Here is a 15,344-nt window from a genome sequence, read left to right on the forward strand (position 1 = left end):
TGGACGCGCTGCGGGCGCTCGGCGTCCGGGCCGGGTTCATCAACTCCACGCAGGACTTCGACGAGCGGCGGGTCGTCGAAGCGGAGTTCCTGGCGGGCGAGCTGGACCTGCTCTATCTGGCGCCGGAGCGGCTGCGGGTGCAGGCCACGCTGGACCTGCTCTCCCGCGGCAAGATCTCCGTCTTCGCGATCGACGAGGCGCACTGCGTCTCCCAGTGGGGCCACGACTTCCGCCCCGACTACCTGGCCCTCTCCCTGCTCGGCGAGCGCTGGCCGGACGTCCCGCGGATCGCCCTCACGGCGACGGCCACCCGCGCCACGCACCAGGAGATCACCCAGCGGCTGAACATGCCGGCGGCCCGGCACTTCGTGGCGAGCTTCGACCGGCCCAACATCCAGTACCGGATCGTGCCGAAGGCCGACCCGAAGAAGCAGCTGCTGAGCTTCCTGCGCGAGGAGCACGCGGGCGACGCGGGCATCGTGTACTGCCTGTCGCGCAACTCGGTCGACAAGACGGCGGAGTTCCTCTCCCGCAACGGCATCGAGGCGGTGCCGTACCACGCGGGCCTGGACGCGGGCACGCGCGCCGCCCACCAGTCCCGCTTCCTGCGCGAGGAGGGCCTGGTGGTGGTCGCGACCATCGCCTTCGGCATGGGCATCGACAAGCCGGACGTCCGGTTCGTCGCCCACCTGGACCTGCCCAAGTCGGTGGAGGGGTACTACCAGGAGACGGGCCGCGCGGGCCGCGACGGACTGCCGTCCACGGCCTGGATGGCGTACGGCCTCAACGACGTGATCCAGCAGCGCAAGCTGATCCAGTCCGGCGAGGGGGACGAGGCCTTCCGGCGGCGGGCCCAGGCCCACCTCGACGCGATGCTCGCGCTGTGCGAGACCGCCGAGTGCCGGCGCGGGCAGCTGCTCGCCTACTTCGGCCAGGAGCCGGACACGAACGGCTGCGGCAACTGCGACACGTGTCTGACCCCGCCCGAGACCTGGGACGGCACGGTCGCCGCGCAGAAGGTGCTGTCGACGGTGGTGCGGCTGCAGCGGGAGCGCGGACAGAAGTTCGGCGCGGTGCAGATCGTCGACATCCTGCTGGGCAAGCGCACCGGCAAGGTGATCCAGTTCGACCACGACCAGCTGTCCGTGTTCGGCATCGGCGACGAGCTGACCGAGGGCGAATGGCGGGGCGTCATCCGGCAGCTGCTCGCGCAGGGCCTGCTCGCCGTCGAGGGGGAGTACGGCACTCTGGTGCTGACCGAGGCCAGCGGGACGGTGCTGCGGCGGGAGCGGGAGGTGCCGCTGCGCAAGGAGCCGAAGAAGCCGGTGACCGCGAAGTCGTCGGCGTCCTCCGGGCGCGGCGAGCGCAAGCCGAAGACGGCCGCCGCCGCCGAGCTGCCGGCGGAGCTGGTGCCGGCCTTCGAGGCGCTGCGCGCCTGGCGGGCGGAGCAGGCCCGGGAGCAGGGCGTCCCGGCGTACGTGATCTTCCACGACGCGACCCTGCGGGAGATCGCCACCGTGTGGCCGTCCTCGGTGCGCGAGCTGGGCGGGATCAGCGGCGTCGGCGAGAAGAAGCTGGCGACGTACGGGGAGGGCGTCCTCGCGGTCCTCGCCGAGCTGGGCGCCCGCCCGGGCCCGGCTCCGGCGTCCACCGGAACCGAGTCCGGGGCCGCCGCCCCGGGGACCGTCACCGCCCCCGAACCCGACGACCCCTTCGGGCCGGACGACTGGCCCGAGGAGGAGCCCGACTGGTCGTAGGCCGGGTCCGCATGGGAAGCGCCGGCGTCCGCCGCGCCGCCTTCGGGGCGGTCGCTTTACCGGAAGCCCGGCAATCCCGTCCCGGCTCTGCTTCGCTGGAGGCTCCGACGATCACAGGAGGTCGATACGCATGGCGCTCACGCACTGGGGCTTCATCTACACGGCGGACGGCAGCGCGGCGGGTGGCGAGGTCAGAGTCGTGGACACCGGGGCATGCCGCACCGTGCTGGTCGGGGTGGGAAAGCCCGAGGAGGGCATCGAGGCCGCGCGCCGCCTGGTGGACGAGGGCGTGCAGCTGATCGAACTGTGCGGGGGCTTCGGGCCGGTATGGGCCGGGCGCCTCATCGAGGCGATCGACGGCGCCGTACCCGTGGGCGTGGTCGGCTACGGGCCCGAGGCGATCGACCAGGTGCACGCGATCTTCTCCTGACATCCGCGCCCGCGCGATGCCGGAGGCCGCCGCGGGACTCAGCTCAGTGCCGTCAGCCCCGGCGCGAAGGTGATCAGCAGCGGCAGCAGCGGGACCAGGGCCGCCACCGTCGTCGTCAGGGCCCGGTGGCGGCGGCCCAGCCGGGGCGGCGGCTCCAGCAGCCGGTCGACGCGCTCGCCGAGCAGCCGGTGGCTGGAGGAGCAGGACAGCACGCCCCGATGCTGGTTCAGCTCGATCAGGGCGAGCGCGGTGGTGAGGTGACCGCAGCGCCGGGAGGCGGTGTCGTCGGCGGCCAGCTCGACCAGCCGGTGGGTCTGGTCGCAGAAGTGGGCGAACAGCGGGACCCGGGGGAAGCCGGTGGCCAGGGCGGTCGACAGGTGCAGCAGCCAGTCGTGGCGGGCCCGGGCGTGACCGCGCTCATGGGTGAGGACCGCGTCGAGCTGGTGGTCGGTGAGCCGGTGCAGGGCGCCGGTGGTGACGACCAGCTGCGCCGGGTGGCCCGGCAGCCACCAGGCGTCCGGGTACTCGTCCTCCAGGACCAGCAGCGGCCCCCGTCCGGCCGGGAGCCCGGCGGGCAGGTCGGGGGCGCGTTCCCGCAGGTGGGCACGGGCCTGACCGCGCCGGCGGCGGGCCTCGGCCAGTTCCCGGGCGAGCATCGCGGTGGTCCAGGCGGCCCCGCAGGCCAGCAGCAGGGTGAGCGCGGTGGCCCAGGGCGGCGCGGCGGACAGGTCGTAGGCGGCGGTGACGGCGGGCGGGGCCGGGGCGAAGACCCGGTCGCGGACGGTCTGGAAGACCGCCGCCGCACCGAGCGTCAGCGCGGTCAGACAGCACAGCAGGACGGTCGCGACCAGGCACTGCCACACCCACAGTGCCACCACCGGCTCCCGTTCGGGCCAGGCGGCGCGGGTCAGCGCACGGGGGACCGGCACGGCGGCCGTCAGGGCGAGAACGCTCAGCAGGAGCAGGCAGACGGTCATGCCACGGGCTCCGGATCTGGAGTGAGGGTCGGCTTCGGTGGTACGGGTGGCGTGGCGCGGGCGCGCGCCGTCCGCATCCCGTACCGGCGTCGCGCACTGCGCCCGCCGCCAGTATGACGGCGGGCGGGGTCCGGAGTCAGCGCCCGGACCGACGCGTTACCGGAAGTCACCCTTCCAGGAGCAACCGGCCTGCCGGACGCGGTGGTTCAGCCGGAAACAGCGGTTCAGGCAGGAACGGCGGTTCAGGCGGGAACGATCGTTCCCGTCACCTCGCCCAGCCCCACCCGGGCCCCGCCCGGACCCGGTGCCCAGGCCGTCAGGGTGACCGTGTCGCCGTCCTCCAGGAAGGTGCGCTTGCCGTCGGGCAGCTCGAGCGGGTCACGGCCGTTCCAGGTCAGCTCCAGCAGGGAGCCGCGCTGGGCGGGCTCGGGGCCGCTGACGGTGCCGGAGCCGTAGAGGTCGCCGGTGCGCAGGGCGGCGCCGTTGACGGTCATGTGGGCGAGTTGCTGGGCCGCGGTCCAGTACATGGTGGAGAAGGGCGGCTCGGAGACGACATGGCCGTTGACGGCGACGGAGATGCGCAGGTCGTAGCCGCCGGGCTCCTCGTCGGCGTCGTCGAGGTAGGGCAGCAGCGCGTGGGTGCGCTCCGGCGCTGCCACCCGGGCGTCCTCCAGGGCGTCCAGCGGGGTGATCCACGCGGACACGGAGGTGGCGAAGGACTTGCCGAGGAAGGGGCCGAGGGGCACGTACTCCCAGGCCTGGATGTCGCGCGCCGACCAGTCGTTGAGCAGGCACAGCCCGAAGACGTGCTCCCGGAAGTCGCCCAGCGCGACCGGGTGGCCCATCCGCGAGGGCACGCCGACGACGAAGCCGACCTCCGCCTCGATGTCCAGGCGGACGGACGGCCCGAAGACGGGCGCGGGGTCGGCGGGCGCCTTGCGCTGGCCCGCGGGGCGGACGATCTCGGTGCCGGAGACGACGACCGTGCCGGAGCGGCCGTGGTAGCCGATCGGCAGGTGCTTCCAGTTGGGGGTGAGCGAGTCGGGGGCGTCCGGACGGAACATCCGGCCGACGTTGCGGGCGTGGTTCTCCGAGGCGTAGAAGTCGACGTAGTCGGCGACCTCGAAGGGCAGATGCAGGGTCACCGACGACAGGGGGTGCATCAGCGGGGCGACGGTCTCGCGGTGGGAGGGCACGGTCACCCAGGCGGTGAGCGCGCGCCGGACGTCCGACCAGGCGGTGCGGCCGGCCGCGAGCAGCGGGCCCAGTGTGGGCCGGGCGAGCAGGGAGGCGTACGGGGAGCCGAGCGCCAGGGCCGCCGCGCCGGCGTCGAGCACATGGTCGCCGAGCCGGACGCCGACGGTCCGCTGCTCGGAACCGGCGGGCGAGAACACGCCGTACGGAAGGTTGTGCGGACCGAAGGGGTCGCCCTCGGGGACATCGAAGGGGGGCATGGGGTACTGCCTCACTTTCGTACGTGCGGTCCATGCGGTCGCGCCAACGTTACGGCGGTGATCCCGGTTTGGGCAGTGCTCAAAATGCCGTTGATGTCGCGAATGCCCTCCGCCGCCCGCTGCCGGGCCGGGAACTCCCGGCCGGCTCGGGTGGGTCGGCGGTCTCGCCCGGAGTCCTCCGGGCGGTGTCCGGCCGGGTACGGGGTCACGGGTCCCGTCCCGGGCTGTCACAGGCTCGCTCCTGGGGGTGAAAACCGGATGGCCAGAAGGGAGTTGAGGGTGAGCGGGCCGGGCGCGCGGTCCGTATTCTCTGGTCATGGTCCTCCCCACCGCATATGCCGCGCGCACCGCCGCGTACTCCCTCATCGCCACCGACCTCGACGGCACCCTGCTGCGCGGCGACGACACGGTCTCCGACCGGTCGCGTGCCGCCCTCGCGCGGGTGGCGGCGGCCGGCGCCCGGCATCTGGTGGTGACCGGACGGCCGGCCCCGCGGGTGCGTCCGCTGCTGGAGGACCTGGGCGGCACGGGGCTGGCGGTGTGCGGGCAAGGGGCGCAGCTGTACGACGTGGGCGCGGACCGGCTGCTGTGGTCGGTGACCCTGGACCGGGAGCTGGCGGAGACCGCGCTCGGCAAGATCGAGGCCGAGGTGGGGCAGGTGTACGCGGCGGTCGACCAGGACGGGACCGACGGGCTGACGCTGATCGAGCCGGGCTACCGGATGCCGCACCCCACGCTCCCCGCGGTGCGGGTCGAGCGGCGCCGTGACCTGTGGGGCGAGCCCATCAGCAAGGTGCTGCTGCGTCACCCCACGCTGAGCGACGACGAGTTGGCGGGCGTGGCCCGCGCGGTGATCGGCTCGCTCGCGACCGTCACCATGTCGGGTCCGGGGACGGTGGAACTGCAGCCGTGCGGCATCACCAAGGCGACCGGCCTGGCGCTGGCCGCCGAGCATCTGGGGCTGCGTCGCGAGGACACCCTCGCCTTCGGGGACATGCCCAACGACATCCCGATGTTCGACTGGGCCGCGCGCGGCGTGGCGATGGCCAACGCCCATCCCGAACTCAAGGCGGTGGCCGACGAGGTGACCCTGTCGAACGAGGACGACGGCATCGCCGCCGTCCTCGAACGGCTCTACGGTGAAGCGGGGTGCGTGGCTCAGTACGCGCCGAAGACGTTGTCGATGGAGCCGTAGCGGTCGGCCGCGTAGTTGCAGGCGGCGACGATGTTCGCGACCGGGTCGTACGGGTCGTAGGCCGTGCCGGGCACGTGGTAGGCGGCGAAGGTCGGGTCGATGACCTGGAGCAGGCCCTTGGAGGGGGTGCCCGCGGCGGCGTTGGAGTCCCACAGGTTGATGGCCTGCGGGTTGCCGGAGGACTCGCGCATGATGTTGCGGTAGATGCCGTCGTAGCTGCCCGGGATCCCGTGCTGCGACATGACCGACAGCGCCTGGCGGATCCAGCCGTCGAGGTTGTTGGGGTACGCCGTCGCGGCGGTGGCCGCGGCCGGGGTGGCCGCGGAGGCGGTGGTCGCGCCGATCAGCGGCAGCGCGAGCACGGCCGCGCCGGTGCCGGCGGCGGCGAGGGCGCGGGCGAGGCGGGTGCGGCGGCTACGGGTCGAGCGGCTGTTGGCGGGCAGGCCGTTGGCAGGCATGGTGCATGTCCTCTCCGCCGCCTGCGGGGTGAGCTGTCGGGTTCGGGCTGGGAGGTGCCCGGCCGTGCGCCTGAGCGCACGGCTTCACCCCGAGCCGGTCCTGGGCACGTGCCCGGACCGGCGACTTACCTGGGTCCCCCGCTCCTGCCGTACGAGTGAGTTCGCGGTTGGGTGACGCGGGCGGCGGCAGGATTCGGCGTTCCGCCCGACGGAGCGGGAACGTATGCGAGAGCGAGTGTCCGGAACAAGTAGCGGATTCACATATGGCGCTCATGGTCCATGATCGTGGCGTATGGGGTACTTGATCCTTTGCGGTGGGCAGGGCCCAACTGGCAAGGAGGGGCAAGGAAAAGAGGGGAGACCTGCGAGGGGGCTGTGACCGAGCCCTCGTGAGTCAACTCACGTGCGAGCGCAAGAGCGGCAAAACGGGCAATTGGCTCATTGCGTGTCAACTCACCTTCAGCTCGCGGTCCGTGGGATCCGCTTCTCCCAGGTGCGATGGAAGACCACCTCTCCGCCTTCCGTGCACATCACCTCATTCACGGACAGAAAGGACCGGGCGTCGCAGCTCAGCTCCGAGCGCACCCGCACGGTCGTGTCCCAGGCCGACTCGGGGCGGTGCAGCCGGACCGACCGGTCGGAGCGGACGCGGGCCGAGAGGGGGTCGTCCTCGCGGACCGTGCAGGTCTCCACGGCGTCCTCGGTCAGTTCCAGCCCGTCCGGGTGCATACGGGTGCCGCCCTGCCCGGGAGTGGTCTCCACCCGCCACTCGCCCGCGGCCACGTCCCGCACCACCAGCCGGCCCGGGCGCGGCTCGTCCAGCATGGCGGGGACGCTCACGCCCAGCGGCGCGGCCTGCTCGGGCTCCTCGAAGCCGATCGCCTCCTGGGCATCCCGCGCGCGGACCGGCAGTGCGAGCGTGCTGCCCGCCGGGTCCAGGGTGAACCCGGCCGCCGTGTCGGGCTGCGGCCAGATCCACGGCCAGTACGCGGAGGAGACGGCGAGCCGGATGCGATGGCCGGGCGGGAAGGCGTGGCCGATGCCGTCCAGCTCGAACAGCACGTCCTCCGTCGCCCCCGGCTCCCACGGCACCGTGCGGTCCGGGCCCCGGCGCGCCGAGAGGTTCAGCACACCCCGCGTGACCAGGGTCGACGCGCCGTCCGGCGCCACGTCGCAGAGCCGGGCGATCACCTGCCCGCGCGGCACCTCGCAGGTCAGCCGCAGCCGCACCCGGGGTCGTCCCAGCACCCAGGTCTCCTCCGCCACCGCGAACTCGAAGCAGGCCGAGCGCGCGTCCTCCGCCCGCTGGTCGGGCGGCAGGTCGGCGTCGTCGCCGAGCGGGCGGAACCGGCCGGCGTCGAGGCCGGTGTGCAGGGGGGACCGTACGAGGACGGGCGCGCCCTGGAGGGCGTAGGTGATCGGTGTCACGTTCGGCGACGGCCAGGCGGGCTCCCCGACCCAGCGTCCGGGCAGCGTGGGGTAGGTGGTGGCCGGGCGGTGGGAGTCGCTGACGTAGGCGCGCAAGCGCGGCTCGTCCAGGACGCCCGTGTCCGCGTCCTTCAGCCAGTGGTCCCACCAGCGCAGGGTCTCCTGGAGGAAGCCGATGGCCGGACCGGGCGGCAGGCCGCGGTCGGGGTACTGGTGGGACCAGGGGCCGATCAGGCCGCGGACGCGGTCGGCGGGCAGGTGCTCGACCAGGCGGAGCACGGTGTCGCGGTGCGGGTCGTGCCAGCCGCCGACCGCGAGCACGGCCGCCCGGATCGCGCCGTGGCCGTCGCGGACGCTGCCGTGCCGCCAGTAGTCGTCCCGCGTCTGGTGGGCCAGCCAGGTGTGCGTGAAGGGCTCGGCCTCCTCCAGGCGCCGCAGCCACAGCTCCCGCCACCCCTCGCCGGCGTACCGCGGGTCGGGCGGCCGGCAGGCGAGGGCGAGCAGCGTCGCCGCCCGGGTGTGCATGTCCTCCGCGAGGACGGAACCTCCCCTGTAGTGCGCGTCGTTGTCGTATCGGTCGTCCGCACAGCTGACCGCGACGACCGCCTTCAGCGGCTCGGGCGCGAGGGCCGCGACCCGGAGGGAGGTGCAGCCGCCCCAGGAGATGCCGAACATGCCGACCCTGCCGTCGCACCAGGGCTGGTCCGCCAGCCAGCGCACCACCTCCGCCCCGTCGGCCGCCTCTTGCGCGGAGCCCTCGTCCGCGGGCAGCCCCTCGCTGTTGCCGTACCCGCGGACGTCGACCCGGACGGAGGCGTAGCCGTGGCCCGCGTACCAGGGGTGGCGCTGGGCGTCGCGGGGCGCGGTCCCGTCGGTCAGGCGGTACGGCAGGTATTCGAGGAGCGCAGGTACGGGCTCGTCCGTCAGCGGGCGCCACACGCGCGCGTAGAGGAGGGTCCGGTCCGGCAGCGGGATCCGGACGTCCTGGCGGGTGGTCTCGTAGGGGAAGGACGTACGGATGCGCGTGCTCATCGGGCGGACCTCGGGTGCGGGGGCGGCCGGCGGGCATGTTCATGCCGCTTCGGACGATCGGGCCGCGGTGGAACGCAGGAATGCGGGCACGGGCGGCGGGGAGGAGTACGGGAGCGGTGCGGGCGGGGGCGAAGTCGATGAATATCCCTTCTTATCAACTGATCAAAAACATACCGGGCGTGATCCGATACCGCCCGTGCTGTAACCGTGGGCGGCATCAGTGATCGAAACGTGACCGGATACGCTGACTTGAGTGAAGGCAGCGACGTATCGACAAACCGCGTAATCGCCGGTAGACACCAGCAGACAGGAGACCCCTCGTGACCGTCGTCGGGCCGTTCGGGCTGAGCGTGCGGGACCAGGCTCTGGAAGCCGATGTCCAGGCCGGATTGGCGGCTGTCGAGGAAGGGTTGCTCGAAGCCACCAAGAGCGAGGTCCCGTTCATCACGGAGGCCGCGCAGCACCTGGTGCGAGCCGGCGGGAAGCGGTTCCGGCCGCTGCTCGTGATGCTCGCCGCGCAGTTCGGCGACCCCTACGCGCCGGGCGTGGTGCCCTCCGCCGTCGTCGTGGAGCTGACCCACCTGGCCACGCTGTACCACGACGACGTCATGGACGAGGCGGCCGTACGCCGCGGGGTGCCCAGCGCGAACACCCGCTGGGGCAACTCCGTCGCCGTCCTCACCGGCGACTTCCTCTTCGCCCGCGCCTCCCACATCCTCGCCGACCTCGGCCCCGAGGCCGTCCGGGTGCAGGCCGAGGCCTTCGAGCGGCTCGTCACCGGGCAGATCCTGGAGACCGCGGGCCCCCAGGACGGCCGCGACCCCGTCGACCACTACCTGGACGTGCTCGGCGGCAAGACCGGCTCCCTGGTGGCCGTCTCCTGCCGGTTCGGCGCGATGATGTCCGGCGTCGACGAGTCGACCGTGAACGTCCTCACCCAGTACGGGGAGCGCCTCGGCGTCGCCTTCCAGCTCGCCGACGACGTGCTCGACATCGCCTCCGACTCGCACGAGTCCGGCAAGACGCCGGGCACCGACCTGCGCGAGGGCATCGCCACCCTGCCCGTGCTGCGGCTGCGCGAGCAGGCGGCGCGCGGCGGGCGCGCCGAGGACCTCGCCCTGTGCGAGCTGCTGGAGTCCGACCTCAGCGACGACGCCCGGCACGCCCGGGCACTGGCGGCCCTGCGCGCGCACCCCGCGCTGGAGCAGGCCCGCAGGGACACCGTGCGCTACGCCGAGGAGGCCCGCGCGGCGCTCGCTCCGCTGCCGGAGTGCGACGCCAAGCGGGCGCTCCAGGAGCTGTGCGACGCGGTGGTCCACCGCGCGGGCTGAGCCCCGCCCGGGCCCTGCCGCAGCCGTCATCCCCTACGGGTCGGGGGAGATCCCGGCCCGCCGTGTCATACCGCAGCAGTACGCGGAGTTGATCCCGCGGTCTGACGAAAGCCGTGCCCGCTTTTGGTCAGATGGAGAGCACAGAGGGAATGCACGGAAAAGCAGCCAGTCCTCACCCAATCGGGTGAGAATGGGCGGGCCGACGACGGAGGTAGGGCACACATGGGACCGTACGAATCCGACGACAGCACGACCGCACGGCGGCGCAAGGCCGCCCGGTACGTCGTTCCGGTCGCGGTGGTGGGGGTGGCGGCCGGAACCATCGGGCTCGTCCCCGCCCTCGCCGACTCCGGCAGCCCCGACCTGCCGAAGATCACCGCGGAACAGCTCGTTCAGAAGATCGCCGAGTCGGACGTACAGCGGCTGTCCGGCACGGTGAAGATCACCACCGACCTGGGGCTGCCCGACCTCGGCGGCCTGGAGGGAGCCCTCGGCGGCGCCGGCGCGCCCGGCGGCGAAGGTGACGGCTCCGCCGCCGACCCGTCCGCCAAGCTCACCGAACTGGCGACGGGCACCCACACCCTGCGCGTCGCGGCCGACGGCCCCGACCGGCAGAGGCTGTCGGTGCTGGAGGACGCCGCCGAGTACAGCCTCATCCACAACGGCAAGGACGTCTGGGGCTACGACAGCGCGTCCAACGAGGTCTTCCACGGCACCGCGGACGACGCCGGACAGCACACCGGCGAGTCCCCCGCCACGCCGAAGGACTTCGCCGAGCAGGCGCTGAAGGCGGTCGACGACACCACGTCCGTCACCGTCGACGGAACCGCGCAGGTCGCCGGGCGCGACGCCTACAAGCTGCTCATCGAGCCCCGGCAGTCCGGCTCCACGGTCGGCGCGATCAGCATCGCGGTGGACGCGAAGACCGGCCTGCCGCTGAAGTTCACCCTCACCCCGGCGAGCGGCGGTGCCGCCGTCATCGACGCCGGCTTCACCAGGATCAGCTACGCCAGGCCGGACGCCGCCACCTTCGACTTCACCCCGCCCAAGGGCGCCAAGGTCACCGAGGAGAGCGAGGCCGGCCGGCCGGTCACTCCCCAGGAGGAGAAGGATCTGGCCAAGGGCCTCGAAGAGACCTTCGGGAAGGGCGCCGCGGGCTCCGAGGGCGCGAAGGGGGCCGAGGGCCCCGAGGGGATGAAGGTCATCGGCGAGGGGTGGACCTCCGTCGCCGTGCTCGGCACCGGCGAGAGCATCCCCGGCGGCATCCCCGGCGGCGACGAGGTCGGCGGCGACCTGGGCGGCTTCCTCGACTCGCTCGGCGACCGGGTGAAGGGCGACTTCGGCTCCGGCACGGTCTTCAAGACCCGCCTGATCAACGCCCTGATCACCGACGACGGCACGGTGTACGCCGGTGCCGTCACCAAGGAGGCGCTGGTGAAGGCCGCCGAGTCGGAGCGATAGACCGACCGGCACGACCGAGCAGCTCGGCCTGAATGAGGGAGCCCATGAGCGAACCGCCCGCCACGGCACCGGACGGCGACGACGCGGCGGACGGCGTCATCGTCACCCGCGCGCTCACCAAGCGCTACCGCGGCGGGCAGCTCGCCGTCGACGCCCTGGACCTGACCGTCCCCGCGGGCAGCGTCTTCGGCTTCCTCGGCCCGAACGGATCCGGCAAGACCACCACGATCCGCATGCTGATGGGCCTGATCGAGCCGACCTCCGGCACGGCGCGGGTACTGGGCCGGCCCATGCCCCGGGGCGCCCGCGCCGTACTGCCGCGGGTCGGCGCCCTCATCGAGGGCCCGGCCCTGTACGGCTTCCTCTCCGGCCGCGACAACCTGCTGCGGTACGACGCCGCCGACCCCACCGCCGACCCGCGGACCCGGCGGCACCGGGTCGCCGCGGCACTGGACCGGGTGGGGCTCACGGCGGCGGCAGGCAAGAAGGCCAAGGCGTACTCGCTCGGCATGAAACAGCGGCTCGGCCTCGCCGCCGCCCTGCTCCAGCCCCGCAAGCTGCTCGTCCTGGACGAGCCGACCAACGGCCTCGACCCGCAGGGCATGCGGGAGATCCGCACCCTCGTGCGGGAACTCGCCGACGACGGCACCACCGTCTTCGTCTCCTCCCACCTGCTCGACGAGATCGAACAGGTCTGCACCCACGCCGCGGTCATGGCCCAGGGCCGGCTGATCACCCAGGGCACGGTCACCGACCTCGCGGCCGGGCTGCGCGGCCGGCTGGTCGTGACCACCCCCGACACCGGCGACGCGGCCCGGGTGCTGAAGGAGAACGGCGTCACCGACGTCGTCGTGGCGGGGGACCGGGTCCGCGGGGATGCGCCCGAGGGGGAACTCGCCGACCTCACCGCCGCGTTGGTGAAGGCAGGGGTGCGGGTGCGCGGCTTCGGCATCGAGCGGGCCTCACTGGAGGACGCGTTCATGGCGCTCACGGGGGAGGGGTTCGATGTCGCGGGCTGAGACCGGCACGCCGGTCGCGCGCACGCCGAGCCCCCTGTGGTCCCTCGGCCTCCTCCGCAGCGAGCTGGCCACCACCTTCCGGCGCTGGCGCACCCTCGCCCTGCTGGGTGTCCTGGCCGCCGTGCCCGTGCTGGTCGGGATCGCCGTGAAGATCGAGACCGGCGACGGCTCCCCGGCCGGCGGCGGGGGCGGCGGCGAGGGCCCGGCCTTCATCGCCCAGGTCACCAACAACGGCCTGTTCCTGGTCTTCACCGCACTCGCCGCGACCCTGCCGTTCTTCCTGCCCATGGCGGTGGGAGTGGTGGCGGGAGACGCGATCGCCGGCGAGGCGAACGCGGGCACCCTGCGCTACCTGCTGGTCGCCCCGGCCGGCCGGACCCGGCTGCTGCTCACCAAGTACGCCACCACCATGGTGTTCTGTCTGGCCGCCACCCTGGTGGTCGCCCTGTCCGCGCTGGCGGTCGGGGCGCTGCTCTTCCCGCTCGGCGACCTCACCACCATCTCCGGGACCCGGATCGGCTTCGCCGAAGGACTGGGCAGGGCGCTGCTGATCGCGCTCGCCGTCGCCGCCTCACTGACCGGGATCGCGGCGCTCGGCCTGTTCGTGTCGACACTCACCAACAGCGGCATCGCCGCCATGGCGACGACGGTCGGCCTGCTCATCACCGTGCAGATCCTCGACCAGATACCCCAGCTGGACGCCCTGCACCCCTACCTGTTCTCCCACTACTGGCTGTCCTTCGCCGACCTGATGCGCGAGCCGGTCCTCTGGGACGACCTGACGCGCAACCTCGGCCTCCAGGCCCTCTACGCGGCCGTCTTCGGCTCCGCGGCGTGGGCGAGGTTCACGGCGAAGGACATCAACGCCTGAGCGTCACTCCCCGGACGGGAAGCGGGCGAGCGGGGCCTCCTGGGCGAAGAAGGTCTTGGCGCGGGCCAGTGCCTCGCTGTCGTTCAGCACGTCGCCCGGCTTGCTGCCGTTGCCGAGGAGCACCCCGCCGAAGCGCATCCCCATGTACGCCGCCGAGTGGTTGAGGGTGCCGATCAGCGGGCCGGCGACCACGGCCTCGGTGGCGAGGGCGGTGACGCCCCACAGGGTGCGCCCGGCCATCGCCGCCCGGAAGTCGACGCCGGGGGTGCGCAGCCAGGCCGACCAGTGGTCCAGGTAGCGCTTGGTCGGCGTGGTCACCGAGTACCAGTACAGCGGCGAGGCGATCACCAGATCCGTCGCGGCGAGCGTGGCCTCGCGCAGCAGGACGGAGTTCTCGTGCTCGGCCTGGGCGGCGTCGGTACCGTGCCGCCGGTCCTCGAAGTCCGGCAGCGGATGCTCGGCAAGGCTGATCCAGCGCTGCTCGACGTCCTCGGGCAGCTGTTCGGCGGCCCGCCGGGCCAGCAACTCGGTGTTGCCGTCAGGGCGGCTGCTGCCGAGCAGGAAAAGGAAGCGACGGGACAAGGTTCCCCCCTGGGGTCCGCGGGTCCGCGGGTGCGGACGGCATCGGCATCGGCTCGCATGGCGCCACCGGCATCCGGAAACGACGACGAGCCAGTGCCCGGCATCTTATGCAGCCGCATGGAACAGCCGTTCATTCCCGTCTCGTTGGCTCGGGGGAGCGGCACTTCCGCTGCGGGGGCGCCCCGGCGGCAACGGCGGCCTTCCGTCGGGGGACCCGGCGGCCGTGCCTGCCGGTCGGAACTGGCTGGTTCTGACCGCCTCGCGGCGGCACGCCTCGCCGCAGTGGTCGCCCGGGGTCAGCCGCGGCCTCGCCGCAGCGGCTGCCCGGCAGTCCGGCAGTCGGGTAGTCCGAGAGTCCGGTAGTCGGGTAGCCCGAGAGCCCGGCAGCCCGAGAGTCCGGCAGTCCGGCGGCGCCTCTCAGTGGTTCGCCCCCGTCAGCCGTGCCAGCGGTTCCGTCCCCCGGGGCGGGCCCCCGCCGAGGTCGCCCAGGCGCCAGGCGGACACCCACGGCACGCGGTACACCCCGACGGCCGTCTCCATCTCTCCGACCCGCCGCGCGAGCGGACGCGGCAGCCGGCCCGGAGCGTCCGCGACCAGCACCACGCCCTCCAGGCCCAGTCCTCGCGGTGCGCCGCCGTCCCGCAAGTCCGCCAGGGCCCGGGCGACCGCGTCCAGGCCCGCCGCATGGGTACGCCCCACCAGCAGCACCCCCGGCGGATCGGCGGGGCCCGGCCAGTCCCGCCCGCAGTCCTGACCGCCGTAGACCGCCGCCAGGGTCGACACGCCCGACCCGCCGTGCGCGCCGACCCATGAGAAGCGGCGGGGCGGCGCGCTCGCCACCGGTCCGCGGATCCAGATCTCCGGTCCCCGCTGCCCACCCGTCCGCATGACCGCTCCCTCCCACGCCTCCTTCGATCCTGCCCCGCCGCCGAGAGGGTACGGTGACCGGGGGCCGGGCCTTGGGACGAGGCTGTGACACCGCGGTGACCGGAGCACCGAGGGGCAGCGGAGAGACTCGGCGGCAGGGTCCGCCACCATCTCGCGGACGCGTCCAAGTGAGGGAACCCGATGTCTCGACTCAGCCGCGAGAAGCAGCCGGAACAGCAGCGCCACGGCGCGTCTGCGGCGACACCGGTCGACGTCCGCGTCTTCGCCGGCGGCGGGAGCTATCCGGGCACCGGCAAGGTGACGGTCGGCGGGTCCCCGCTCGCTCCCGCGCCCGGCGAGGAGCCGCAGCAGTGCGTCCTGAACCACCTCCACCGCATCGCTCTCGCCACCGGCCGCCCCGTCCTCGCCACGGTCCACGACGAGCGCATCGGCTACGTCGTCCCGCTCCGGGTCGACCCGGA

The 15,344-nt window shown here is 73.3% G+C and carries 13 protein-coding genes, 1 pseudogene and 1 riboswitch; of the genes and pseudogenes, 8 read left to right on the forward strand and 6 right to left on the reverse strand.

The genetic code is table 11. The annotated features are described in order from the left end of the window. Together CCN42_RS03850 and CCN42_RS03855 are read left to right on the forward strand one after the other, a co-directional pair. Positions 1 to 1,757: RecQ family ATP-dependent DNA helicase (locus CCN42_RS03850; protein ID WP_086733065.1), on the forward strand; the 1,757-nt coding region annotated here is incomplete at its 5' end. Positions 1,758 to 1,887: 130 nt separating this feature from the next. After that, positions 1,888 to 2,187 carry a DUF6506 family protein gene (locus CCN42_RS03855; RefSeq protein ID WP_086733066.1) on the forward strand — a complete coding sequence of 100 codons (300 nt, stop codon included), beginning with the start codon at positions 1,888 to 1,890 and terminating at the stop codon, positions 2,185 to 2,187. 38 nt (positions 2,188 to 2,225) lie between these two features. Here the strand turns inward: CCN42_RS03855 and CCN42_RS03860 are convergent, their stop codons facing one another. Continuing rightward, positions 2,226 to 3,164 carry a M56 family metallopeptidase gene (locus CCN42_RS03860; RefSeq protein WP_086169105.1) on the reverse strand — a complete coding sequence of 313 codons (939 nt, stop codon included), beginning with the start codon at positions 3,162 to 3,164 and terminating at the stop codon, positions 2,226 to 2,228. Between the two features lie 242 nt (positions 3,165 to 3,406). Further along, positions 3,407 to 4,618: a fumarylacetoacetase gene (gene fahA / locus CCN42_RS03865; RefSeq protein WP_086733067.1), complete on the reverse strand. Its 1,212-nt coding sequence runs from the start codon at positions 4,616 to 4,618 to the stop codon at positions 3,407 to 3,409. 316 nt (positions 4,619 to 4,934) lie between these two features. On the opposite strand from fahA, the gene CCN42_RS03870 reads away from it, so the two are divergent. Beyond that, entirely contained in the window at positions 4,935 to 5,813 is an 879-nt protein-coding gene (locus tag CCN42_RS03870) for a Cof-type HAD-IIB family hydrolase (RefSeq protein WP_086733068.1), read from the forward strand. On the opposite strand, the gene CCN42_RS03875 is transcribed toward CCN42_RS03870, so the two are convergent. Beyond that, positions 5,777 to 6,271, reverse strand: coding sequence for a transglycosylase SLT domain-containing protein (locus tag CCN42_RS03875; RefSeq protein ID WP_386580099.1), 495 nt, complete (start codon positions 6,269 to 6,271; stop codon positions 5,777 to 5,779). The genes CCN42_RS03870 and CCN42_RS03875 overlap by 37 nt on opposite strands. Before the next feature lie 5 nt (positions 6,272 to 6,276). Next, a riboswitch (cyclic di-AMP (ydaO/yuaA leader) is annotated at positions 6,277 to 6,447 on the reverse strand. A 283-nt stretch (positions 6,448 to 6,730) separates the two neighbouring features. Continuing rightward, on the reverse strand, positions 6,731 to 8,731 hold the full coding sequence (locus tag CCN42_RS03880; RefSeq protein WP_086733069.1) for a CocE/NonD family hydrolase: 2,001 nt from the start codon (positions 8,729 to 8,731) through the stop codon (positions 6,731 to 6,733). Positions 8,732 to 9,051: 320 nt separating this feature from the next. Between CCN42_RS03880 and CCN42_RS03885 the strand changes: the two genes are divergently transcribed. The 4 genes from CCN42_RS03885 to CCN42_RS03900 all read left to right on the forward strand — a co-directional run bounded on the left by CCN42_RS03885 (position 9,052) and on the right by CCN42_RS03900 (position 13,413). Further along, positions 9,052 to 10,062: a polyprenyl synthetase family protein gene (locus CCN42_RS03885; RefSeq protein ID WP_086733070.1), complete on the forward strand. Its 1,011-nt coding sequence runs from the start codon at positions 9,052 to 9,054 to the stop codon at positions 10,060 to 10,062. Between the two features lie 222 nt (positions 10,063 to 10,284). After that, positions 10,285 to 11,523, forward strand: a complete 1,239-nt coding sequence (locus CCN42_RS03890) for a LolA family protein (RefSeq protein ID WP_086733071.1) — start codon at positions 10,285 to 10,287, stop codon at positions 11,521 to 11,523. Positions 11,524 to 11,567: 44 nt separating this feature from the next. Beyond that, a complete protein-coding gene (locus tag CCN42_RS03895) occupies positions 11,568 to 12,542 on the forward strand; it encodes an ABC transporter ATP-binding protein (RefSeq protein ID WP_086733072.1) in 975 nt (324 codons plus the stop codon). Further along, on the forward strand, positions 12,529 to 13,413 hold the full coding sequence (locus tag CCN42_RS03900; protein ID WP_086733073.1) for an ABC transporter permease: 885 nt from the start codon (positions 12,529 to 12,531) through the stop codon (positions 13,411 to 13,413). The genes CCN42_RS03895 and CCN42_RS03900 overlap by 14 nt, the downstream gene beginning before the upstream one ends. A gap of 3 nt (positions 13,414 to 13,416) precedes the next feature. Here CCN42_RS03900 and CCN42_RS03905 read toward each other — a convergent pair whose 3' ends face one another. Then, positions 13,417 to 13,995 carry a flavodoxin family protein gene (locus CCN42_RS03905; protein WP_086733074.1) on the reverse strand — a complete coding sequence of 193 codons (579 nt, stop codon included), beginning with the start codon at positions 13,993 to 13,995 and terminating at the stop codon, positions 13,417 to 13,419. A 417-nt stretch (positions 13,996 to 14,412) separates the two neighbouring features. Then, the gene (locus CCN42_RS03910; RefSeq protein WP_086733075.1) at positions 14,413 to 14,883 is read right to left on the reverse strand and encodes a DUF6668 family protein; all 471 of its coding nucleotides are present in this window, start codon (positions 14,881 to 14,883) and stop codon (positions 14,413 to 14,415) included. 180 nt (positions 14,884 to 15,063) lie between these two features. Here CCN42_RS03910 and CCN42_RS03915 point away from each other — a divergent pair. After that, a pseudogene (locus CCN42_RS03915) lies at positions 15,064 to 15,344 on the forward strand (tetratricopeptide repeat protein); the annotation flags it as partial.

The sequence above is a fragment of the Streptomyces glaucescens genome (assembly GCF_002154375.1).
GTDB classification, from domain to species: Bacteria; Actinomycetota; Actinomycetes; order Streptomycetales; family Streptomycetaceae; genus Streptomyces; species Streptomyces glaucescens.